Below are 20,713 nucleotides of genomic sequence, written 5' to 3'. Positions count from 1 at the left end.
TTTCTCGAATGAAACTGATCCTGGAACGCCGTCCCGAGCCCAGCCGCGCCGCGCTGGCCCTGGCCCCGATCGCGGCCATCCTCTTTACGCTGGCGGTGTGCACGCTGCTGGTGGCCTGGGCCGGCGCGCCGGTGGGCCGCACCTACGCGCTGCTGTTCGAAGGCGCGTTCGGCTCCAAGTTCGCGCTGTCCGAGACCCTGACGCGCGCCACGCCGCTGATGCTGACCGGCCTGGCCTGTGCCGTGGCCTTTCGCGCGCGCTTCTACAACATCGGCGCCGAAGGCCAGCTGTACCTGGGCGCGCTGGCCGCCGTGGCGGTGGGCGGCCTGCACGACGGCACCGGCTTCGACCTGCCCCTGCCGGCGCTGTTCGGCGGCATGATGCTGGCGGCGGCGCTGGCCGGCGCTTTGCTGCTGCTGATCCCGGCGCTGCTCAAGACGCGCCTGGGCGTGGACGAGGTGGTGACCACGCTGCTGGGTAACTTCATCGTGCTGCTGTTCGTCTCGATGATGCTGGACGGCCCCATGAAGGACCCGATGGCGATGGGCTGGCCGCAATCGGTGGCGCTCAACCCCGACCTGGAGCTGGGCAAGCTGATCGAGCGCACCCGCGCCCACACCGGGCTGCTGTGGGCCGCCGGCCTGGCGCTGGGCCTGTGGCTGCTGAACCGCTACACCGTGTTCGGCTTCCAGATGCGCGCGGTCGGCGCCAACGCGCACGCCTCGCGCTTCCTGGGCCTGCCGGTCAATCGCGTGATGCTGGGCACGGCCATGCTGTCGGGCGCGCTGGCCGGACTGGCCGGCGCCATCGAGGTGGCCGGCCGCACCGGCTACGTCACGCTCGACATGTCGCCGGGCTACGGCTACACCGGCGTGGTGGTGGCCATGCTGGCCGGCCTGCATCCGCTGGGCGTGATCCTGGCCAGCATTTTCGTGGCCGGCATGCTGGTGGGCGCGGACAGCATGAGCCGCGCCATCGCGGTGCCGAACTACATCGCCGACGTCATCGTCGCCACGTCGTTGCTCGCCATGCTGGTCGCGACGCTGTTCGCGCAGTACCGCCTGCGCCGCAACCGGGCTTGAGGAGCACGCCATGGAATGGATGGACCTGTTGAGTTCCGCGGCCTTCTGGGTCGCGGTGTTGCGGCTGGCGACGCCGCTGATCCTGGGCACGCTGGGCGTGCTGCTGTGCGAGCGCGCCGGCGTGCTGAACCTGGGCATCGAAGGCATCATGGCCGCCGGCGCCTTCACCGGCTGGCTGGTGGTGTACCTGGGCGCGCCGCTGTACGTGGGCGTGCTGGCGGCCGCGCTGGCGGGCGCCGTGTTCGGCCTGCTGCACGCGGTGCTGACGGTGCCGCTGGGCCTGTCGCAGCACGTCTCGGGGCTGGGCGTGACACTGCTGGCCACCAGCCTGAGCTACTTCGCCTACCGCGTCACCTTCCCCAGCGTGAACACGCCACCGACGATCACGCCGTTCGCCGAGATGAAGTTCCTGGACGGCATTCCGCTGATCGGCCCGGTGCTGGCCGGGCAGACGCCGATGACGCTGCTGGCGCTGGCCGCGGTGCCAATCCTGGCGTGGGTGCTGAACCGCACCCCGGTCGGCCTGGCGATCCGCATGGTGGGCGAGAACCCCGCCGCCGCCGAGGGCCAGGGCCTGTCGGTGACCAGGCTGCGCATGGGCGCCATCGTCGCCGGCTCGGCGCTGATGGGCGTGGCCGGCAGCTTCCTCACGCTGGCGGCCTTCAACGCCTTCTTCTTCAACATGGTCAACGGCCGCGGCTGGGTCTGCGTGGCGCTGGTGGTGTTCGCCTCGTGGCGGCCCGGCAAGGCGCTGCTGGGCGCCTTGATCTTCGCTTTCTTCGACGCGCTGCAACTGCGGCTGCAGCAGGGCGGGGCGGCGCTGCCGGGCCTGCCCGAGCTGCCCTATCAGGTCTACCTGATGCTGCCCTATATTCTGTCCATCCTGGCCCTGGTGGTGATGGCGCGCCGCGCCGCCTACCCGCAGGCCCTGATGAAGCCCTACCGCAAGGGCGAACGGTAATCCACAAGGTTTGACTATGCTCGATCTGATCCTCAAGAACTGCACGCTGCCGGACGGCCGCCAGCACATCGACATCGGCGTGGCCCAGGGCCGCATCGCGGCGCTCGAACCGGCGCTGAAGGCCGAGGCCGCGCAGACCATCGACGCCGCCGGCCAGCTGGTGACTTCGCCGTTCGTCGACGCCCACTTCCACATGGACTCGACCCTGTCGTTCGGCCTGCCGCGCGTGAACCAGTCGGGCACGTTGCTCGAAGGCATCGCGCTGTGGGGCGAACTCAAGCCGCTGCTGACGCAGGAAGCGCTGGTCGAGCGCGCGCTGGCCTATTGCGACTGGGCGGTGGCGCGCGGCCTGCTGGCGATCCGCTCGCACGTCGACGTTTGCGATCCGCGCCTGCTGGCGGTGGAAGCGCTGCTGCACGTGCGCGAGAAGGTCAAGCCGTACCTGGACCTGCAACTGGTCGCCTTCCCGCAGGACGGCGTGCTGCGCACGCCGGGCGCGCTCGACAACCTGAAACGCGCGCTGGACATGGGCGTGGACGTGGTCGGCGGCATTCCGCACTTCGAGCGCACCATGCAGGACGGCGCCGAATCGGTGCGCATCCTGTGCGAACTGGCCGCCGAGCGCGGCCTGCGCGTGGACATGCACTGCGATGAAAGCGACGACCCGCTGTCGCGCCACATCGAGACGCTGGCCTATCACACGCAACGCCTGGGCCTGCAGGGCCGCGTCACGGGTTCGCACCTGACCTCGATGCACTCGATGGACAACTACTACGTGTCCAAGCTGATCCCGCTGATGCGCGAGGCCGGCGTGTCGGCCATCGCCAACCCGCTCATCAACATCACGCTGCAGGGCCGTCACGACACCTACCCGAAGCGCCGCGGCATGACCCGCGTGCCCGAGCTGCTGGCCGCCGGCGTGCCGGTGGCGTTCGGCCACGACTGCGTGATGGACCCCTGGTACAGCCTGGGTTCGGGCGACATGCTGGAAGTGGCGCACATGGGCCTGCACGTGGCGCAGATGACCGGGCAGGACGCCATGCGCGCCTGTTTCCAGGCCGTCACGGCCACGCCGGCGAAGATCCTGGGCCTGGACGAGACCGGGCTGGAAGTGGGCAAGCGCGCCGACCTGGTGCTGCTGCAGGCGCGCGACCCGGTCGAAGCGCTGCGCCTGCGCGCCACGCGCCTGATGGTGTTGCGCGCCGGGCAGGTGGTGGCGACGACGCCGCCGGCCACGGCGACGTTGAACCTGCCGGGGCGGCCGGGTCAGGTCAGCTTCCAGACACCGGCCCGCTGACTCGCCCGGCGGGATCAGGCTTCCGACACCGGCCCGCCGACGTATCCCGGCCGCCTGGCGGCCGTGACGATGATCTCGACCAACAGATCGGGCGAGGCCAGCTTGGCCTCGCAGGTCGCGCGCGTCGGCAGCGCATTGGCCGGCGCCCACTCGGCCCACACCGCGTTCATGCCGGCGAAGTCGCGTTCGATGTCCTTGAGCCAGATCTGCACCGACAGCAGGCGCGTCTTGTCGGTGTCGGCCCGCTTCAGGTAGCCGTCGATCTTGGCCAGCACGTCGCGCGTCTGCGCGGTGATGCCGCCTTCAGCCGACGAGGTCACGCCCGCCACGTACACGGTATTGCCGTGGATCACGATGCGGCTCAGGCGTTCGTTGGAATCCTTGCGCACGATATCAGTCATGGGTGCTGCTCCTTGGGGGTGGATGCCGGCGCGCCCGTGGCGCCGGTGAAACGGTCGATGGCGAACGGCGCGATCGGCAGGTCGGTCGCGCCGGTGGTGAGCAGATCGGCCATGATACGGCCGACGATCGGGCCCAGCTCGAAGCCGTGGGCTGAGAAGCCGAAGGCGTGGAAGGCGCTGTCATGGCGCCGGCTGCGGCCGATCACGGGGATCTCGTCGGGCATGGCGGCCTCGATGCCGGCCCAGCCGCGGTTCACGATGGCGTGCCGCATATGCGGAAACAGGTCGCACACCGTGCGCGCGCCCTCGGCCAGCGAGCGGAAATCCAGTTCGGTCCATTCCGCGTCGCGATCGACCCAGGCGCGGCGGCCGCCGCCGATCAGCACGGTGCCGTTGGCGCGCTGCTTGAACGATAGCGGCCGGCCGGTGCCCAGCACCACCGCGTCCAGGAAATGATCCATGCGCAGCGTCACCAGCATCATCGGGCTGATGGCGGTCAGCGGCACGGGTTCGCCCCACTCGGCGGCGATGCGGTCGGCCCAGGCGCCGGCGCAGTTGAGCACCTGCGGCGCGGTGTAGGTGCCGGCGTCGGTCTCGATGCGCCACTGGCCATTTTCGTGCGCGGTGCGCAGCACCCGCACGCCTTCCAGGAAGCGCGCGCCCAGGCTGGCGGCCTTGCGCCGGAACGCCAGCGTGGTGCGGTAAGGGTCGGCGGCGGCGTCCTCGCGCGCGATCAGGCCGCCGCGCACCGTGGGCGCCAGCGCGGGAATCATCGCCAGCAGTTCATCGCGGTCGATCCATTGCTCGTGCGTGTAGCCATGCTGCCGCATGGTCGCCAGCCGCGCGCGCAGCGCCGCCACGTCGGCCTCGTTCTCGGCCACGCGCACCTGCCCGTGCTGCTCGAAACCGCAATCGTCATCGACCAGTTCGCCGATGCGGTACCAGAGCTCGCGCGAGGCCAGCGCCAGCGGCACTTCGGCCAGGTGTCGCGCCAGGGTGCGCACGCCGCCGGCGTTCACGCCCGAGGCATGGCGGCCGACGTAGTTCTTCTCGATCACCAGCGCCGGCACGCCGGCGCGCGCCAGGTGCAGCGCCGCCGAACTGCCGTGCAGGCCGCCGCCGATGATGATGACGGCGGCCGAGCGCGAAGCGTCCGTCATGACGGGCTCCTATTTCTTCAACCGCACCACCGCCTGGCGCGACTCGTCGGTCTGCGGCAGCGACGCCAGCTCGCCCAGCGTTAGCGGCTTGGTCGGAAAGCGCAGGCGGTAGTAGCCCACTTCCGGCACCGGCACGCCGCGTTCCTCGGCGATGATCTCCGACACCGTCAGGCCGCAGAAGCGCCCCTGGCACGGCCCCATGCCGCAGCGCAGGAAGGCCTTCATCTGGTTCGGGCCGCTGCAACCGAGCTTGACGGTGTCGCGCACCTGCGCCGCCGTCACTTCCTCGCAACGGCAGACGATGGTGTCGCCGGTGGGGCGGCGGAAGGTCTCGGGCGCCTTGTACAGGGCATCGAAGAACTCGCGTCCGCGCACCGACCGCGCCAGCGCGGCACGCGGCGCGGCGGCCTCGTTGTCGCGCCGCCCCGCGTCGATGCGGCCCAGCAGGTGCGCGGCCTGCAACGCCGCCAGCCGGCCGCGCTGTTCAGCCGCCAGCGCGCCGGCGATGCCGGCGCCATCGCCCGCCATGCCTACGCCGTCCACCGAGGTCAGGCCCCACTCGTCCACGTCTGGCTCCCAACAGTCCAGCGCCGTGTTCCAGCGATGCTCGGCGCCGATGGCGCGCGACAGGTTGACGTTGGGCACCACACCCTGGTGCAGCATCAGCTGCTGTGCAGGCAGCGTCTTGGTTTCTCCCGCCGCGGTGGTGTAGCGCACGCTTTCCAGCTTGTCCTGCCCCAGCGCTTCCAGCGCCGTCACGCCCTTGATGATGGGAATCGCCGCCTTGACGGCGCGCAACAGCGACAGCCCTTTGCCCAGATACGGCGAGCGCAGGAAATCCCACACCTTTGGCAAGGCCTGACGCAGGCGGCCCGGCGGCGTGGTTTCGAGCAGCGCGTCGACCTTGACGCCGGCGTTCAGGTATTGCCAGGCCACCAGGTACAGCAGCGGGCCGCAGCCGGCCAGCACGGTACGGTCGGCCGGCACCACGCCGGCGGACTTCAGCAAGATCTGCGCCGCGCCGGCGGTGATGACGCCGGGCAGCGTCCAGCCGGGAATCGGGAACGGCCGTTCCTGCGCGCCGGTGGCCAGCAGCAGGCGCCGCGCATGCAGGATGCGCGCTTCGCCCGCCACCGAATACGCCACCTCGAAACCGCGCTGCGGCTCGGGCGCGGTGCGCTCGGCCACTGCCCACACGGTCGCGCCAGGCACATAAAGCGCGCCTGACTGCCGGAACGGCTCGACCAGTGAAGCGCCATGCCAGTAGTCCGGCCCCAGCACGGCACGGTCGGTGACCGGCGTGGTGGTGATGGCGCGGTAGATCTGTCCGCCCGGCGCGGGTTGCTCATCCAGCAGCACCGTGTCCACCCCCAGCCGGGCGGCGGTGGTGGCGGCGGCCAACCCGGCGGGGCCCGCGCCCACCACCAGCAAATCGCATTGCGTCGTCTCGATCATGCCTGCACCTTGCGCGCGCCAAGCTGGCGCTCGATCTTCATGCCGTCACGCACGGCCGTCATGCAGCCCTGCTGGTTGGCCTGGCCATCGATCGTGACCAGGCAGTCGTAGCACACACCCATCATGCAATAGGGGCCGCGCGGCACTTCACCGACCGCGGTGTCGCGACAGGCCAGCATGCCGCCGGCAAAGAGCGCCGCGGCCACGCTGTCGCCGGCGCGGCACTGCAGTTCGGTGCCGTTCACCGTCACCCGCACCGGCGCGCCCTGCGCCTGGCGCTGCGCCTCGTCAAGCCTCTTGAACATGGAACCTCCGGGTCGAGAAGGGCACCATGTCGTCGGCCAGCTGGCCGGCGGCGATCATGGGCGCCAGTTTGAGCGCGTGCGCGGCCGCCAGGGTGACGCCGCTGTGACAGGTGGCGACGAAGGCGCCGGGGCACGTCTCGGATTGTTGATAGATGGGGAAACCGTCCTTGGACATCACGCGCAGCGCGGCCCAGCTGCGCACCACGCGCACCTCGCGCAGGGCGGGCAGGGTGCGCACGGCGCGGTCGGCCAGCGTGCCCAGGATCGGCAGGCCCACCTGGTTGTCCACATAGCCGGCCTCTTCCTGCGAATCGCCGATCAGCCAGGTGCCTTCGTCGGTCTGGCGCAGCGTGGACAGTGGCGTTTCCAGCAGGCGGCGGGTGCGTTCCAGCACCACGATCTGGCCGCGCTGCGGCCGCACCGGCACCGTCAGGCCGACCTGTTCGCCCAGCGCCTTGTTCGACAGGCCGCTGGCCAGCACCAGCTTGCGCGCCCGCACCGTGCCGGTGGGCGTGGTCACCTCGAACACGCCGTCGCGCTGGCGGATCTGTTGCGCCGGACAGCGCGGCAGGTAATCCACAACCCGCTGTGCAAAACTCATGTGCAGCGCCCGCAGCAGCTTGAGCGGATTGGCGATGCCGTCGACCGGCGTCCAGGTGGCGCCGCGCACCTCGGGGCCGATGCCGGGCACCATGTCGGCAAGCTGGTGGCGGTCCAGCATTTTCCAGTCGTACTGCGCCATGCCGGGCTGCGCCAGCAGCGTGCGCATGAAGGTGGCGCGCGCTTCCATCTCTTCGTCGCTCAACAGCGCGTGCAGGCCGCCGCGCTGTTCCAGGTGCACGTCCACGCCGGTCTGCTCCCGCAGCTCGGCCGCCAGTTGCGGCCAGGCGCCGGCCGAGGTCATGGTCCACACGCCGTAGCGCGGCAGGCCCATGCCCTTGCTCTGCACCCAGACCAGGCCGAAGTTGCCACGCGAGGCGCGGTAGGCCACGTCGCCTTCGTCCAATACCGCGACGTGGTCCAGTTCGCGCCGCAGCCCGTAGGCCACGGCCGAGCCGACCAGGCCGCCGCCGATCACCACGGCGTCGTAGACCCCGCGATGCGCCGGCGCGCGCGGCGCCTGTTGTATTTCGTCCGTCATTAGCGTCCCTTTCCGACAAACAGCTTTTCCAGGCCGACCAGGCGGTCCAGGATGAAGATGGCGATGATGGTCACATAGATCAGCACGGCCGACACCGCCGTCACCAGCGGGTCGATGGTGTCCTCGATGTGCAGGAAGATGCGCACCGGCAGCGTGGTGGTGGAGGGCGAGGCGATGAAGATCGACATGGTCAGCTCGTCGAAGCTGGTGATGAAGGCGATCACCCAGCCGCTGACCACGCCCGGCAGCAGCAACGGCAGCACCACGCGCCGGAATGCCGTCCAGTGTGAGGCGCCCAGCGACTGCGCCGCGCGTTCCAGCGCCGGATCGATACCGGTGGCCGAGGCCAGCACCAGCCGCAGCGCGTAGGGCATCACCAGGATCACGTGCGCCACCACCAGTCCCACGTAGGTGCCGGCCAGGTCCACCGTGGTGAAGAATTTCAGGAAGGCCAGCCCAAGAACCACGTGCGGAATCATCAGCGGCGACAGGAAGAACGCCACCAGCGCCTCGCGGCCGCGGAAGCGGTTGCGCGCCAGCGCCAGCGCGCTGGGCACCGCCAGCGCGATCGCCAGCGTCGCCGACAGCGTGCCCAGCCCCAGGCTGAACCAGAACGCCTCGATGAAGCGCGGGTTGTCGAGAATGGCGCGGAACCAGCGCAACGACAGCCCCCCGCTGGGCAGCGAGATGAAGCCCTCAGAGGTGAATGCCACCGCGCACACCATCACGATCGGCGCCAGGATGAACAGGATGAAGAGGGTGTGGAACAGCAGGCCGATGGGGCCGTTGCGAAAGTTCATGTCAGGCCCCCGACGGATTGAAGACCGCGCCATAGCGGCGCTCGATCAGCCGGTTGGCCGACAGCAGCACCACCACGGTCGCCACCAGCAGCACCACCGCCAGCGCCGCGCCCAGCGGCCAGTTGAGCGTGTTGAGGAACTCGTCGTAGGCGGCGGTGGCCACGTTCTTCAGGCGCCGGCCGCCGATGATGGCCGGCGTGGCGAAGGAACTGGCGGCCATCGCGAACACCATGATCGAACCCGACAGGATGCCCGGCATGACCTGCGGCACGATCACGCGACGGATCACGGTGAACTGGCTGGCGCCCAGCGACAGCGCGGCGGCCTCGGTCGACGGATTGATCCGCTGCAACGACGCCCACACCGCGATCACCATGAACGGCACCAGCACATGCGTCAGCGCGATGCCCACGCCCAGGTTGCTGTACATCAGGTCGATCGGCGTGGACACCAGGCCGATGCCCATCAGCGCCTTGTTGATGAGACCGGTGGACCCGAACAGCAGCGCCCAGCCCAGCGTGCGCACCACCACCGAGATCAGCAGCGGCCCCAGCACCACCATCAGGAACAGGCCCTTCCACGGATTGGCCATGCGCGACAGCACGTAGGCCTCGGCCGTGCCGAGCACCAGGCATGCCAGCGTCACCAACGCCGCCACGCCGAAGGTGCGGGCGTAGATCTCGTAGTAATAGCCGTCGCTGAAAATCTCGATGTAGTTCTTCCAGGTGAAGGTGGCCTGCATGCCGCCGTAGAACTGGAAGTCGAAGAAGCTGATCAGCAGCACCAGCGCCATCGGCACCACCAGGAAGGTGGCGTACACCGCCAGCGCTGGCGCGCTCAGCAGCCAGGGGTTGGCGCGCGCGCTCATTTTGCCGGCTCCTGGCCGGCCACCGCGCACATGTCCTGCGCGCGCCAGCGCAGGTGTACGGTCGCGCCTTCGGCAGGCACCGGCACGCCATCGTTCTGGCGGATCACCATGACTTCGCCCACCGAGGTCTCGACCTGGCACAGCCAGTGGTTGCCCTGGAACACGCGCGTCTTCATGCGGCCGGGCAGGGCACAGGCGCCGGCCTCGGCAAACAGGATTTTTTCCGGCCGCACGATCACCGCACCCTGCGGCACGGGCTGCCCGTCCATGGCGATGTGGGCCTCGCCGATGCGCGCCCGCACCTCGCCGTCATAAGACTGCGGCGAGGGCGTGAATACATTGGCCTTGCCCAGGAAGCCGCCGACGAAGCGGTTCGACGGCCCTTCATACGCGGCAAACGGCTCGGCCACCTGCTCGACCCGGCCCTGGTTCATCACCACGATGCGGTCGGACAGCGCCAGCGCTTCGGACTGGTCGTGCGTCACCAGGATGGTGGTGGTGCCGACGGTGCGCTGGATGCTGCGTAGTTCCAGCTGCATTTCCTCGCGCAGCTTGGCGTCCAGGTTCGACAGCGGCTCGTCCAGCAGCAGCACGCTGGGGCGAATCACCAGCGCGCGCGCCAGCGCCACGCGCTGCTGCTGGCCGCCCGACATGCGCGCCGGATGGCGGTCGGCCAGATGCGACAGGCCCACCAGCTTGAGCGCCTCAGCCACCCGCGCCTGCCGCTCGTCCTTGCCGACCCGCTGCATCTCCAGGCCGAACGACACATTCTCGGCCGCGGTCATGTGCGGGAACAGCGCGTAGTTCTGGAACACCATGCCCAGCCCGCGCTTGTTCGCGGGCGTGCGGCTGACGTCCTTGCCGTCCAGCACGATGCTGCCGCCGCTGGGCTCGACGAACCCGGCGATCATCTGCAGCGTGGTGGTCTTGCCGCAGCCGGACGGCCCCAGCAGCGAGATGAACTCGCCGCGTTCGACCGACAGACTCAGGTCCTCGACCGCCGTCAGGTCGCCGTAGCGCTTGGACAGGCGGTTCAATACGAGATAACTCATGGATGCTCCCGCTGGCGGCGCGCCCGCGCCGCCGTTGCGTGCTGGTGTACGAAACCTCAGCGCTCGATTTCACGCGTCCAGCGCTTGTTCCAGTTGTCCCGGTTCTGGTTGACGGTGTCCCAGTCGATCACGATCAGGTCGGTGGCGCGCTTGCCGATCGGCAGCGGCACGCGCGGATCGTCCGCCACCTTGGCCTGCTTGTTGACGGGGCCGTAGCCGTAGGCGCTGGCCAGCTGCTCCTGCACCTTGGGACTGACCAGGTAATTGACGAAGGCCTGCGCCAGCGGATTGGAATTGGCCTTGGCCACCGGGCACACCGACGACAGCAGCGCGTAGGCGCCTTCCTGCGGATAGACGAAGCCCACCGGGAAGCCGGTGTCGGCGAAGGCTTTGACGCGGCCGCTGCCCCACACGGCGATGGTGGCCTGGCCGCTGGAGAACAGCTCGGTCATCTTGCCCGGCGACGGTTCGTACACCAGCACGTTGGGGCCGACCTCGTCCTTGAAGGTCTTGAAGCCGGCGTCGATCTTCTTCTCGCCACCGCCGCCCTCGCGGGCGTATTCCACCAGCGTGTGCAGGCCGTAGGTGTTGTTCAGCGGCGGCACCACCAGCTGCTTCTTGTACTTGGGATCCTTCAGGTCCTTCCACGAGGTGGGCGCGGCCCACTTGCGCTCGTCGAAGACCTTCTTGTTGTACATGATGCCGGTGGCGACGATGCCGATGGCCACCGCCTTGTCGTCCTTGTAGCGCGCGGTGCCGTAGATATCGTCGGCCGGCAGGCCCTGGATCGGCGCGCAGAAGCCCAGCGCGATAGCCTGATACATCGGGCCGTCGTCGATGATGGCGACGTCGATCTGCTGGTTGCTTTTCTGCGCCTGCAGGCGCGCCACCGTATTGGTGGAGTTGCCGGCCACGTAATCCAGCTCGACGCCGTGCTGCTTGGCGAAGGGCGGGAAGATGTCCTTGCGCATGATGTCTTCGAACGAGCCGCCGTAGCCGGCCACCACCAACTTCTGCTGCGCCTGCGCCGTGGCGCATACGCCGACGGCCACCGTGGCCGCCGCCAGGACTGCGAGTACCTTGCCCATGAAAACCCCCGTTTATTGGAAGAGAACTGCAAGAACTGCCGGTGCTGCCTGAATCCGGGGATGGACTCGCCGCAGAAAAAAATGCGGACCCGCTTGCCCCGCGACCTCATGTCCGCCGTACAATTTGTCCGTACATGAATGTCCGGACAAATAATGGATCCGCGGGGCAGGCCCTGTCAATGGGTTATTGTCCGTACAAACCCCGATAGAACGAGAAAAGGAGCCACCCCCATGACCCGATCCTCCGAACGCGCGTCCGACCCGGCCGCCGCGCGCGAGGCCCGCGGCCAGGCCACGGGGCCGGACGACGAGGCTGGCGGCCCGCGCTACAAGAGCATCTACCAGCAGCTGGCGCGCGACATCGGCAGCGGCCGCTATCCGGTCATGACGCTGCTGCCGACCGAACACGAACTGTGCGAACAATTCGGCGCCAGCCGCCACACCATCCGCGAGGCCATCCGCATGCTGACGGTGGCCGGCATGGTGTCGCGCCGCCCCGGCGTCGGCACGCGCGTCGAGACCGCCCACGCCAGCACCCGCTTCACCCAACGCATCTCGCAGTTCCCTGACCTGCTGCAATACGCGCGCAACGCCGCGCTGCTGGTGCAGGACGTGCGCACCATCAAGCTCACCAAGCGGCTGGCCGAGAGCCTGGGCGCCGAGCCCGGCCAGCCGTGGCTGCACATCAACTCCATCAAGACGCTGGGCGACCAGGACACGCCGGTGGCGTGCACGCTGATCTACGCCGATCCGGCGCATTCCGACCTGCGCGCCGACATCCAACCGCGCATTTCGCTGCTGCGGCTGATCGAAGATCATTTCGGCAACCGCATCCACGAGGTCAACCAGGAGTTCTCGGCCACGCCCATCGCGGCGGGGATCGCCAGACAGCTCCAGGTCGAACCGCAGACGGCGGGCTTCGTCATCACCCGCCGCTACTACGGCAGCGGCGGGGTGCTGCTGCTGGCCACGATCACCACTTTTCCGCATGACAAGATGAAGTACTCGATGTCGCTCAACGTCGCGTAGCGGGGGCTTCGTAGCCATAGGCCGTGCGCGCGGCTTCCGGGCTGATCTTGCCGTCGGCCAGGTCGCGCTCGATGCGGGAGCGCGAACGCTCGACCGGCGCGCCATAGCCGCCCGCGCCCGGGGTCTCGATGCGCACGCTCTCGCCCGGCGCCAGCGTGATGTTGGCGGTCTTGGAGAACAGTTCCTCTTGGGCGGGCGTGCCGAAATTGCGCACCAGCCGCGCTCGGCGGCCGTCGGCGCCGCCATCGACACCGGCGGCCACCCCCACCGTGTGGCTGTCCGAGCGCGCCGAGAACACGATGCCGGGTCCGACCGCGCGGATCTGCTTGGCGATGCCCATGCCGCCGCGGGTGCGGCCGGCGCCACCGGAATCCGGGATCATGGCGTACTCGTCCATCAGCAGCGGATACTCGTTTTCCAGCGCCTCCACCGGCAGGTTGGACGTGTTGGTCATGTGCACGTGCACCGCGTCCATGCCGTCGGCATCGAAGCGCGCGCCGGCGCCGCCGCCCAGCGTTTCCAGGTACACAAAGTGGCCGGCGCGCTCACGCCAGCGGCCCGAGAACACGATGGCCGGGCAGCAGTCGTTGCTGGACGCCATGGTCTTTTCCGCTGGCAGCAGGCCGCGGAACGCACCGAAGATCGCGCCCGCCACTTTCTGCGCGGTGATCGAGCGCGCGCCCACCGCCGCCGGATGCTCGGGGTTGGTGATGGTGCCCACCGGCGCCGACACGCTGATCGGATCGAACAGGCCGGCGTTGGGCGCCAGGTCCGGATCCAGCAGCGCCTTGACCGCGTAATACACGCAGGCTCGCAGCGCGTTGAACGGCAGGTTCATGGCGCCGCGGGCCTGCTTGCCGGAGCCCTCGAAATCGAAATGCAGGCGGTCGCGGCTGACCGTCAGCGTCACCTGGATCGGCACCGGATCGCCGCCCATGCCGTCGTCGTCCAGATCGCTGCGGAAGGTGTAGCTGCCCTGCGCCAGCTCGCCGATGCGGTTGAGCAGGCGGCGGCGGGTGTAGGTGATGACGTCCTCGACCGAGCGCAGCACCGCTTCCAGCCCCATCTGCCGGATCAGGCCCTGCACGGCGGCCGCGCCGCGGCGGTTGGTGGCCATCTGCACGCGCAGGTCCAGCACCCGTTCCTCGGGGTCGCGGGTGTTGGCGCAGATCAGGCGCAACAGGTCCTCGTCCACCTCGCCGGCGCGCGCGATGCGGCTGGCGGGAATGCGGATGCCCTCCTCGAAGATCGACTTCAGGCCGCCGGCGATCGAGCCGGGCACCGCGCCGCCCACGTCCGAATGGTGGGCGATGTTGGCGGCGAAAAAGCGCAGCGTGCCTTCCCAGAACACCGGTGTGACGATGTTGATGTCGGGCAGGTGGCTGCCATCGGCCAGGTAGGGGTCGTTGCAGATGAACACATCGCCGTCGCGGATCTGGTCGGCCCCAAAGGTGCGCAGGATCGCGCCCATGGCGCCGTCCAGCGAGCCCAGGTGCAGCGGAATCTGCGTGCCCTGCGCCACCAGCCGGCCGGCGGCGTCGAACAGCGCCACCGAGCAGTCCTTGCGTTCCTTGATGTTGGTCGAGAACGAGGCCCGCACCAGCGTGTTGTTCATGTCTTCGGTGATCGACAGCAGGCGGTTGCAGAACACCTCCATGCCGACCGGATCGGCCAGGGCAACGCCGCTGTCTTGCTGGGCTTGATGGGCTTCACGCATGGGAGCCTCCTTGCAAACGGATGATCAGGTTGCCGTACGCGTCGACCTCGACGTCCTGGCCCGCGCCGACCACGGTGGTCGAGCTCATTTCCTCCAGCAGCGCCGGGCCGCTGAACCGCGTGCCGGTGGGCACGCGGTCGCGGTCATAGACCGGCGTATCCAGCCAGCCGTGGCGCTCGCCGAAGTAGGCGCGGCGTTCGCCGATGCGGGCGCCATCCAGCGTTCCATCGACCTGGCGCGGCGCCAGCGGCGCCTTCACCACCTGGCCCACCGCCTGCATGCGGCAGTTGATGATCTGCACCTTGCGGTCGTCGACGGTGTAGCCGTATTCGCGCTCGTGCGCCTCGGCGAAGCGGCGCGCGAACTCGGCGTAGCCGCCGGCGCCGGTATCGTCCAGCGCCACCTGCACTTCGAAGTTCTGGCCCTCGTAGCGCGCGTCGATGGCGCTGCGGTACAGGCGCAGCGCCGGTTCCACGCGTTCTTCTTCCAGCCAGCGTTCGGCCTGATCGCGCAGCCCGTCGAAGATCGTCGATACGCCGTCCCAGCTTTCCGCGCTGGCCAGCGCGATCTCGCTGCGCACGAAGTCGAACGAGATGTCGCTGAGCAGGATGCCGCGCGCGCACATGGTGCCCGGCTCCTGCGGCACGATCACCGTGGGGATGCCGCATTCCTCGGCCACCTCGACCGCGTGCAGCGGCCCCGCGCCGCCATAGGCATACAGGGCGAATTGCGACAGGTCGTAGCCGCGCTCGGTCGACACGGCGCGGATGGCGCGGCTCATGTTGGCCGCCGCGATGCGCAGGATGCCTTCGGCCGCCGCCTCGCGCGTCAGCCCCAGCGGCCGCGCCACGCGTTCGTCGATCACTTGGCGCGCGGCCTCGGCGTGCACCGGCATGCGGCCATTCAGCAGCGCCACCGGATTCAGGCGCTGCAAGGCTATCTCGGCATCGGTGATGGTCGGCTCGGTGCCGCCGCGGCCGTAGCCCACCGGCCCCGGCACCGCGCCGGCGCTGTGCGGCCCGACCTTCAGCGCGCCCGCGTCGTCGAGCCAGGCGATGCTGCCGCCGCCCGCGCCGATCACGTGGATGTCCACCATCGGCGTCTTCACCGGATAGCCCGCCACCTGGCGGTGCGAGGTGAACAGCGGCCGGCCATCGCAGATCAGCGACACGTCGGTGCTGGTGCCGCCGACGTCGAACGTCACCAGGTTCAGGCTGCCGATGGCGCGGCCCACCGCGGCCGCGCCCACCACGCCGGCGGCCGGCCCCGACAGGCAGGTGCGCACCGGATACTGGCGCACCGTGGCGATCGACATCAGGCCGCCGTTGGAATGGATGGTGTGCGGCTCGTGGCCGATATCCAGCTCGCGCACGCGCTGCAGGAAGCGTTCCAGGTAACGCGCCATCTTCGGCCCCACCGCCGCGTTCAGCACCGTGGTCGACAGGCGCTCGTATTCGCGGAATTCCGGCAGCACGTCAGACGACAGGCTGATATACGCATCGGGCATTTCCTCGGCCACGATGCGCGCGGCCTGTTGCTCGTGCGCCGGGTTGCGGTAGGCATGCAGAAAGCAGATGGTCACGGCGTCGATGCCGGCGGCGGCAAAGCGCCGCGCCGCCGACCGCACCGCGTCCCCATCCAGCGATGTCAGCACCTCGCCCTGCGCATTGACGCGTTCATTGACCTCGGCGCGGAACTCGCGCGGCACCGCCACCGGCGGCTTGCCGACGCTGTAGTCGTACAGGTGCGGCCGCGTCTGCCGGCCGATCTCCAGCACGTCGCGAAACCCCTGCGTGGTGATCAGGCCGACGCGCGCGCCCTTGCGCTCGATGATGAGGTTGGTCGCCACCGTAGTGCCATGGCCCACGTGCGACACCTGCGACGGCGCCACGCCATGGTCCTTGAGCATCTGCCCGATGCCGGTGGCGATGGCTTCCGATGGGTCCGACGGCGTCGACGGCACCTTGTGAAAGTGCACGATGCCTTGATCTTCGTCGATCATCGTGAAGTCGGTAAACGTGCCTCCGACGTCTATCCCTATGCGATACATGCTTGTGCTTCCCTGAAAGAAAAGAAGGGCGCGGCCGCGCTCAGTCCAGCTTGATGCCGGCCTGCTTGACCACGCCGCACCACTTGTCGATTTCGCTCTTGATCATGGCGCCGAAGGCCGGCCCGGCCACGTCCGAGACCTGCGCGCCCTGTTGTTCCAGATAGGTCTTCATGGCGGGCGCGTGCAGCGTCTGCGCCAGCGCATCGGTCAACTTGACGCGCAACGGCTCGGGCAGTTTGGCCGGGGCCAGCATGCCGAACCACACCATCGCTTCGTAACCGGGATAGCCGGACTCGGCCACCGTCGGCACGTCGGGCAGCATCGGCGAGCGCTGCGGCGACGTCACCGCCAGCGCCTTGATCTTGCCGTCCTTGATGTATGGATAGGACGTCATCACCACGTCCATCATCATGTTGATCTGGCCACCCACCAGGTCGATCAACGCCGGACCCGAACCGCGGTAGGGCACGTGCACCATCGACACGCCGGCCGTGCTCTTGAACAGCTCGGCGGCCAGGTGGTTGGAGGTGCCCTGGCCGTTGGAGGCGAACGAGTATTTCTCGGGCTCTTTCTTGAGCAGCGCCACGAACTCCCGCAGGTTGTTGGCCGGCACCGACTGGTTCACGGACATGACGTTGGGAATGGTGGCAACGACGGTCAGCGGCGTGAAATCCTTGAGCGCGTCGTACGGCAGCTTCGAATACACGCAGGGCGCGCTGCCGTGCGTGCTGACCGAACCCATCAGGATGGTGTAGCCGTCGGCCGGCTGGCGCGCCACGTACTCGGTGCCGACGGTGCCGCCGGCGCCGGGCCGGTTCTCGACAATGACATTGGCCGACAGGCGCTGGCCCAGGCCCTCCGCGATCTTGCGCGCGATCAGGTCGGTGGACCCGCCCGCCGCGAACGGCACCACGATGCGGATCACCTTGTCGGGCCACTCGGCGCGGGCCGGTAGCGCGGTGGCGGCCAGCGCGGCCGCCCCCAATGCAAGACAGCAACTGCGAATGAACGCTGCGTTCATGACTTCCCCTTGTTGATAGAACTTCCTTGCGGCCCGATCATGGATGCCGGACCTGAGAGGCATTGCCCCGGGTTCACTGCAACAACGGGAACATCCTAGGCCTGGCCGGCACGCGCCAGCAGTCCTTGCGGTTTATATTGATATAGATGCCATTTATAGGTGGGCGGCGGTGAAGCATCCGGACCTGAATCTGCTTGTGCATTTCGACGCGTTGATGACCTGCCGCAATGTGTCGCGCGCGGCCGAGCAGCTGGGCATCAGCCAGCCCGCCATGAGCGCCGCGATGAACCGTCTGCGGCAACTGTTCGGCGATCCGCTGCTGGTGCGCGAAGGCGGCGCGTGGCAGCCGACACAGCGCGCGCATGAACTGCACCAGGGCTTTCTGCCGCTATTGGAAGGTTGGCGCCGCGCCACCCGCACGCGCGAGGTGTTCGACCCGGCGCACTCGGCGCGCAGCCTGTCGTTCTACGCCACCGATTACGTGCAGTACACGCTGCTGCCCAAGCTGATCCCGCGCCTGGCGGTGGATGCGCCGCACTTCCAATTGCTGATCGTGCCGGCGCGGCCGCAGCATGGCCTGAGCATGCTGGACACCAATCATGTGGAGCTGATCGCCGGCTACTTTCCGGACCCGGCGCCGGACCTGCGCACGCGCTTCCTGTACCAGGAGCCGGCGGTGTGCATCGTGCGCGAAGGCCATCCCTGTCTGCGCAAGCGCTGGAACCTGGACGCCTACCTGAGCTACGGCCACCTGGACCTGGCGGCCCACACGCGCTACTTCAGCAAGGCCATCGATCGCATCCTGATGGGACAGAACCGCAGCCGCCGCATCGTGGCGACGCTGTCGAGCTACATGGTGTGCCCGTTCATCGTCGAAGCCTCGGACCTCATCGCGACGATGCCGGTGAGCATCGCCAAGGCCATGTCGGGCAGCGCGCGCATCGTCACGCTCAAGGCGCCGCTGAGCCTGCCGGCGATCACCGTGTCGCTGTACTGGCACGAGCGCTACCAGGACGATCCGGCGCACGCATGGCTGCGGCAGTACCTGGCGGGCGTGCTGGGGTAGCGGCGGCGCGAAGCCACGCCCGTGCCGCGCGCGACGGCCACGTCAACGCGGGCCATCGCGCGGCTTGCGACGCTTACTTCAACGGCATGCAGATGCGCGTCTGCAATTGCGCGGGCGGCGTGGTGCGCGGATCATTCAGGTACTGCTCGAACATGGGGAAGTCCGCCGGCACCATGCCGCTGGCGGGCAGCCATTCCGAGAACATCCAGTTGTAGGGCTTGTCCATCTCGTTGTACGGGCCGGTATAGGTCAGCATCGCACAACGGGTGGCGGGGATCTCGAAGCGTTCCAGTTCGTCGCCCAGCTCGGCGTCGGGCGCGACCGATACGCCTGCCATTGAGCGCAACTGGGCCGGCGGCACCTGCTCGGGGTCGTCGAAGTAGACGCCGAAGCCGATGGCCTCGGGACGCGCCAGGCCGCGGCTGGCCGCGAGCATGAAGGCGCGGGTGAAGACCGGGCCGATTTCCTGGTAGCTGCCATGGTGCGGCAGGGCGGCCAGCACGGCGCCGGGGAAGGTTTCGATGGTGATGGGATACATGCCTAGCTCCTTGGGGTCGAAGGGTCGGGAGCGGGTCGCGCGGTAGCGCCCCGGCGGGATGCCGAAGGTCGCGCCGAACGCGCGGTTGAAGGCGGCGTCCGACTCATAGCCGGCGCGCTGCGCCACGTCACGCAAGGAATCCCCGGTGCTGCCCAGCGAGACGGCCGCGCGATGCATGCGGATGCGTTGCACGGTGGCGTTCACGGTTTCGCCCATCACGGCGCGGTAGACGCGGTGGAAGTGATAGGGCGAGAGGCAAGCCAGGTCGGCCAACTGGTAGAGGTCGGGGTCGGCGTCGGGGTGGCTTGCCAGCCAGCGCAGGACGGGGTCCAGGCGGTGGGCGTAGGTGGCGCGAGTTTGGGGTTTCAATTGCGTGGCTCCTTGGGGAGCAAATGTAGGCGGCCTTGGTTTGCAGATTTTGCGGTTTTTTTGTTGAACCGTTTTTTGCTGGCGGGGAACGGGGTTCTTTAGACGCCCGGGGCGCCGTGGCATGGCGGTGCGGGGCTACGATTGCGGTCCGGAGCGTTCGCTCCGGACTGCCCCATACTCAACCTCGTCCGCCTTCGGCTCCCTTCGGTTTCCGTCGGGCGCATCTACACGCCCCGCACCGCCATGCCACGACGCCCCGGGCTGCGATTGATTTCACTTCGCGGATGCTGGGGACGAAATCGAGTTTTCCACAGGCCTTGGGATTTTGGCGCAAAGCGCAAGCTGTGGACAACTGCTTGGCGGTGTTTTCAGTAGCCGCGAACGGGGTCGTAGATGTTGGGCAAGGCCTCGCCGCGTTCGTTGGCGGCGATGAGCCAGGCGGTGTGGCGGGCGCGTTCCTGGCGGTCGGGGATGGCGGCGCAGTGGGGGGTGATGATGATGTTGGGGTGGGTCCAGAGGGGGGACTCGGGCGGCAGGGGTTCGGGGTCGAAGACGTCCAGCAAGGCCTGGTGCAGATGACCGCTGTCCAGGGCGTCGAGAAGGTCCTGCGTGACCATGTGGCTGCCGCGGCCGGCGTTGATGACGCTGGCGCCGCGGGGGAGGTGGGCGAAGGTGTCGCGGTTGAGGATGCCGCGGGTGGCTTCGGTGGCGGGCAGCAGGCAGACCAGCAGGTCGGTGCGGGACAGGAATTCGGGGAACTGGTCGGGGCCGGCGTAGGAAGGCAGGCCGTCGGGCAAGGTGGTCGCGCCGCGCGACCAGCCGCTGACGGGGAAACCGACCTTGGCCAGCAGGCGGGCGGCGGCGATGCCGAGGTGGCCCAGGCCCATGATGCCGACGCGCATGTCGGCGGCCACGCGCAGCGAGTCGTACAGTTCCCAGTGGCGGCGGGCCTGCTGGTCGATGGCGCGCTTGAGGTCGCGGGTCAGCATCAGGGCGCTGGTCAGCACGAACTCGGCCATCTCGGTTTCGGTGCGCGGCGTGACCATGCGGGCGATGCGCAGGTGGCGCGGCCAGGCGGGGTCGGAGACGATGTGGTCGACGCCGGCGCCGGCGCTAATGATGAGCTTGAGGTTGGGGAAGGTGGCCAGGCGGCCGGGGTCGGGGGCCCAGACCAGGGCGTAGTCGATCGAGGCGGGGTCGACGTCGTCGAACCAGCTGACGATCTCCAGATCGGGCGCGTGGCGCTTGAACTGCTCGCGCCATTCTTCCATGGCCAATTCGCCGCCGGACCTGATGATGAGCCGCATGCCTGG

General features: G+C 68.7%; 19 protein-coding genes. 5 read left to right on the top strand and 14 right to left on the bottom strand.

Annotated features, from left to right (window positions below; translation table 11 throughout):
• Positions 1-8 precede the first annotated feature (8 nt).
• From ACUTAG_RS14790 to ACUTAG_RS14780, 3 genes are read left to right on the top strand one after another with little or no spacing between them, the layout of a single operon-like run.
• Positions 9-1,082, top strand: coding sequence for an ABC transporter permease (locus ACUTAG_RS14790; protein WP_006389488.1), 1,074 nt, complete (start codon positions 9-11; stop codon positions 1,080-1,082).
• 10 nt (positions 1,083-1,092) lie between these two features.
• Complete coding sequence (locus ACUTAG_RS14785) at positions 1,093-2,043, top strand: ABC transporter permease (RefSeq protein WP_006389489.1); 951 nt, start codon at positions 1,093-1,095, stop codon at positions 2,041-2,043.
• Between the two features lie 16 nt (positions 2,044-2,059).
• Positions 2,060-3,340 carry an amidohydrolase family protein gene (locus ACUTAG_RS14780; RefSeq protein WP_446650223.1) on the top strand — a complete coding sequence of 427 codons (1,281 nt, stop codon included), beginning with the start codon at positions 2,060-2,062 and terminating at the stop codon, positions 3,338-3,340.
• Between the two features lie 14 nt (positions 3,341-3,354).
• Here the strand turns inward: ACUTAG_RS14780 and ACUTAG_RS14775 are convergent, their stop codons facing one another.
• The 9 genes from ACUTAG_RS14775 to ACUTAG_RS14735 are packed head-to-tail and all read right to left on the bottom strand — an operon-like array spanning position 3,355 to position 11,610.
• A complete protein-coding gene (locus ACUTAG_RS14775) occupies positions 3,355-3,741 on the bottom strand; it encodes a RidA family protein (RefSeq protein WP_148319415.1) in 387 nt (128 codons plus the stop codon).
• On the bottom strand, positions 3,738-4,901 hold the full coding sequence (locus ACUTAG_RS14770) for an NAD(P)/FAD-dependent oxidoreductase (protein ID WP_148319413.1): 1,164 nt from the start codon (positions 4,899-4,901) through the stop codon (positions 3,738-3,740). Before ACUTAG_RS14770 ends, ACUTAG_RS14775 begins: the two co-directional genes overlap by 4 nt.
• Before the next feature lie 9 nt (positions 4,902-4,910).
• On the bottom strand, positions 4,911-6,356 hold the full coding sequence (locus tag ACUTAG_RS14765) for an FAD/NAD(P)-dependent oxidoreductase (RefSeq protein WP_026382404.1): 1,446 nt from the start codon (positions 6,354-6,356) through the stop codon (positions 4,911-4,913).
• Positions 6,353-6,661, bottom strand: coding sequence for a (2Fe-2S)-binding protein (locus ACUTAG_RS14760; RefSeq protein WP_148319411.1), 309 nt, complete (start codon positions 6,659-6,661; stop codon positions 6,353-6,355). The genes ACUTAG_RS14765 and ACUTAG_RS14760 overlap by 4 nt, the downstream gene beginning before the upstream one ends.
• On the bottom strand, positions 6,645-7,802 hold the full coding sequence (locus tag ACUTAG_RS14755) for an NAD(P)/FAD-dependent oxidoreductase (protein WP_148319409.1): 1,158 nt from the start codon (positions 7,800-7,802) through the stop codon (positions 6,645-6,647). Before ACUTAG_RS14755 ends, ACUTAG_RS14760 begins: the two co-directional genes overlap by 17 nt.
• Positions 7,802-8,602 (bottom strand): ABC transporter permease, encoded by an 801-nt coding sequence (locus ACUTAG_RS14750; RefSeq protein WP_006389497.1) that lies wholly within the window; start codon positions 8,600-8,602, stop codon positions 7,802-7,804. Before ACUTAG_RS14750 ends, ACUTAG_RS14755 begins: the two co-directional genes overlap by 1 nt.
• A 1-nt stretch (position 8,603) precedes the next feature.
• The gene (locus ACUTAG_RS14745; protein WP_006389498.1) at positions 8,604-9,470 is read right to left on the bottom strand and encodes an ABC transporter permease; all 867 of its coding nucleotides are present in this window, start codon (positions 9,468-9,470) and stop codon (positions 8,604-8,606) included.
• Complete coding sequence (locus ACUTAG_RS14740) at positions 9,467-10,522, bottom strand: ABC transporter ATP-binding protein (protein WP_107316866.1); 1,056 nt, start codon at positions 10,520-10,522, stop codon at positions 9,467-9,469. Before ACUTAG_RS14740 ends, ACUTAG_RS14745 begins: the two co-directional genes overlap by 4 nt.
• Positions 10,523-10,578: 56 nt before the next feature.
• Positions 10,579-11,610 carry an ABC transporter substrate-binding protein gene (locus tag ACUTAG_RS14735; RefSeq protein WP_148319407.1) on the bottom strand — a complete coding sequence of 344 codons (1,032 nt, stop codon included), beginning with the start codon at positions 11,608-11,610 and terminating at the stop codon, positions 10,579-10,581.
• A gap of 231 nt (positions 11,611-11,841) precedes the next feature.
• On the opposite strand from ACUTAG_RS14735, the gene ACUTAG_RS14730 reads away from it, so the two are divergent.
• Positions 11,842-12,639: a GntR family transcriptional regulator gene (locus ACUTAG_RS14730; protein WP_006389501.1), complete on the top strand. Its 798-nt coding sequence runs from the start codon at positions 11,842-11,844 to the stop codon at positions 12,637-12,639.
• Here ACUTAG_RS14730 and ACUTAG_RS14725 read toward each other — a convergent pair.
• From ACUTAG_RS14725 to ACUTAG_RS14715, 3 genes are read right to left on the bottom strand one after another with little or no spacing between them, the layout of a single operon-like run.
• Positions 12,626-14,356 (bottom strand): hydantoinase B/oxoprolinase family protein, encoded by a 1,731-nt coding sequence (locus tag ACUTAG_RS14725; RefSeq protein WP_148319405.1) that lies wholly within the window; start codon positions 14,354-14,356, stop codon positions 12,626-12,628. The genes ACUTAG_RS14730 and ACUTAG_RS14725 overlap by 14 nt on opposite strands.
• Positions 14,349-16,406 (bottom strand): hydantoinase/oxoprolinase family protein, encoded by a 2,058-nt coding sequence (locus tag ACUTAG_RS14720; protein ID WP_148319403.1) that lies wholly within the window; start codon positions 16,404-16,406, stop codon positions 14,349-14,351. The genes ACUTAG_RS14725 and ACUTAG_RS14720 overlap by 8 nt, the downstream gene beginning before the upstream one ends.
• 40 nt (positions 16,407-16,446) lie before the next feature.
• Complete coding sequence (locus tag ACUTAG_RS14715) at positions 16,447-17,427, bottom strand: Bug family tripartite tricarboxylate transporter substrate binding protein (protein WP_262352310.1); 981 nt, start codon at positions 17,425-17,427, stop codon at positions 16,447-16,449.
• 169 nt (positions 17,428-17,596) lie between these two features.
• Between ACUTAG_RS14715 and ACUTAG_RS14710 the strand changes: the two genes are divergently transcribed.
• Positions 17,597-18,493 (top strand): LysR family transcriptional regulator, encoded by an 897-nt coding sequence (locus ACUTAG_RS14710; RefSeq protein ID WP_006389505.1) that lies wholly within the window; start codon positions 17,597-17,599, stop codon positions 18,491-18,493.
• Positions 18,494-18,566: 73 nt separating this feature from the next.
• On the opposite strand, the gene ACUTAG_RS14705 is transcribed toward ACUTAG_RS14710, so the two are convergent.
• Entirely contained in the window at positions 18,567-19,400 is an 834-nt protein-coding gene (locus ACUTAG_RS14705; protein ID WP_148319399.1) for an AraC family transcriptional regulator, read from the bottom strand.
• 368 nt (positions 19,401-19,768) lie between these two features.
• Complete coding sequence (locus ACUTAG_RS14700) at positions 19,769-20,707, bottom strand: 2-hydroxyacid dehydrogenase (RefSeq protein WP_148319397.1); 939 nt, start codon at positions 20,705-20,707, stop codon at positions 19,769-19,771.
• Positions 20,708-20,713: the final 6 nt, after the last annotated feature.

It is taken from the genome of Achromobacter sp. CSND-B12 (assembly GCF_052906545.1).
Note: the sequence above shows the minus strand (reverse complement) of the source record. Positions and strands in the feature narration are given on the sequence as shown.

Coding starts and splice junctions, on each gene's coding strand:
- ACUTAG_RS14790 (WP_006389488.1), top strand. CDS start 9: ATGAAACTGATCCTGGAACGCCGTCCCGAGCCCAGCCGCGCCGCGCTG.
- ACUTAG_RS14785 (WP_006389489.1), top strand. CDS start 1,093: ATGGAATGGATGGACCTGTTGAGTTCCGCGGCCTTCTGGGTCGCGGTG.
- ACUTAG_RS14780 (WP_446650223.1), top strand. CDS start 2,060: ATGCTCGATCTGATCCTCAAGAACTGCACGCTGCCGGACGGCCGCCAG.
- ACUTAG_RS14775 (WP_148319415.1), bottom strand. CDS start 3,741: ATGACTGATATCGTGCGCAAGGATTCCAACGAACGCCTGAGCCGCATC.
- ACUTAG_RS14770 (WP_148319413.1), bottom strand. CDS start 4,901: ATGACGGACGCTTCGCGCTCGGCCGCCGTCATCATCATCGGCGGCGGC.
- ACUTAG_RS14765 (WP_026382404.1), bottom strand. CDS start 6,356: ATGATCGAGACGACGCAATGCGATTTGCTGGTGGTGGGCGCGGGCCCC.
- ACUTAG_RS14760 (WP_148319411.1), bottom strand. CDS start 6,661: ATGTTCAAGAGGCTTGACGAGGCGCAGCGCCAGGCGCAGGGCGCGCCG.
- ACUTAG_RS14755 (WP_148319409.1), bottom strand. CDS start 7,802: ATGACGGACGAAATACAACAGGCGCCGCGCGCGCCGGCGCATCGCGGG.
- ACUTAG_RS14750 (WP_006389497.1), bottom strand. CDS start 8,602: ATGAACTTTCGCAACGGCCCCATCGGCCTGCTGTTCCACACCCTCTTC.
- ACUTAG_RS14745 (WP_006389498.1), bottom strand. CDS start 9,470: ATGAGCGCGCGCGCCAACCCCTGGCTGCTGAGCGCGCCAGCGCTGGCG.
- ACUTAG_RS14740 (WP_107316866.1), bottom strand. CDS start 10,522: ATGAGTTATCTCGTATTGAACCGCCTGTCCAAGCGCTACGGCGACCTG.
- ACUTAG_RS14735 (WP_148319407.1), bottom strand. CDS start 11,610: ATGGGCAAGGTACTCGCAGTCCTGGCGGCGGCCACGGTGGCCGTCGGC.
- ACUTAG_RS14730 (WP_006389501.1), top strand. CDS start 11,842: ATGACCCGATCCTCCGAACGCGCGTCCGACCCGGCCGCCGCGCGCGAG.
- ACUTAG_RS14725 (WP_148319405.1), bottom strand. CDS start 14,356: ATGCGTGAAGCCCATCAAGCCCAGCAAGACAGCGGCGTTGCCCTGGCC.
- ACUTAG_RS14720 (WP_148319403.1), bottom strand. CDS start 16,406: ATGTATCGCATAGGGATAGACGTCGGAGGCACGTTTACCGACTTCACG.
- ACUTAG_RS14715 (WP_262352310.1), bottom strand. CDS start 17,427: ATGAACGCAGCGTTCATTCGCAGTTGCTGTCTTGCATTGGGGGCGGCC.
- ACUTAG_RS14700 (WP_148319397.1), bottom strand. CDS start 20,707: ATGCGGCTCATCATCAGGTCCGGCGGCGAATTGGCCATGGAAGAATGG.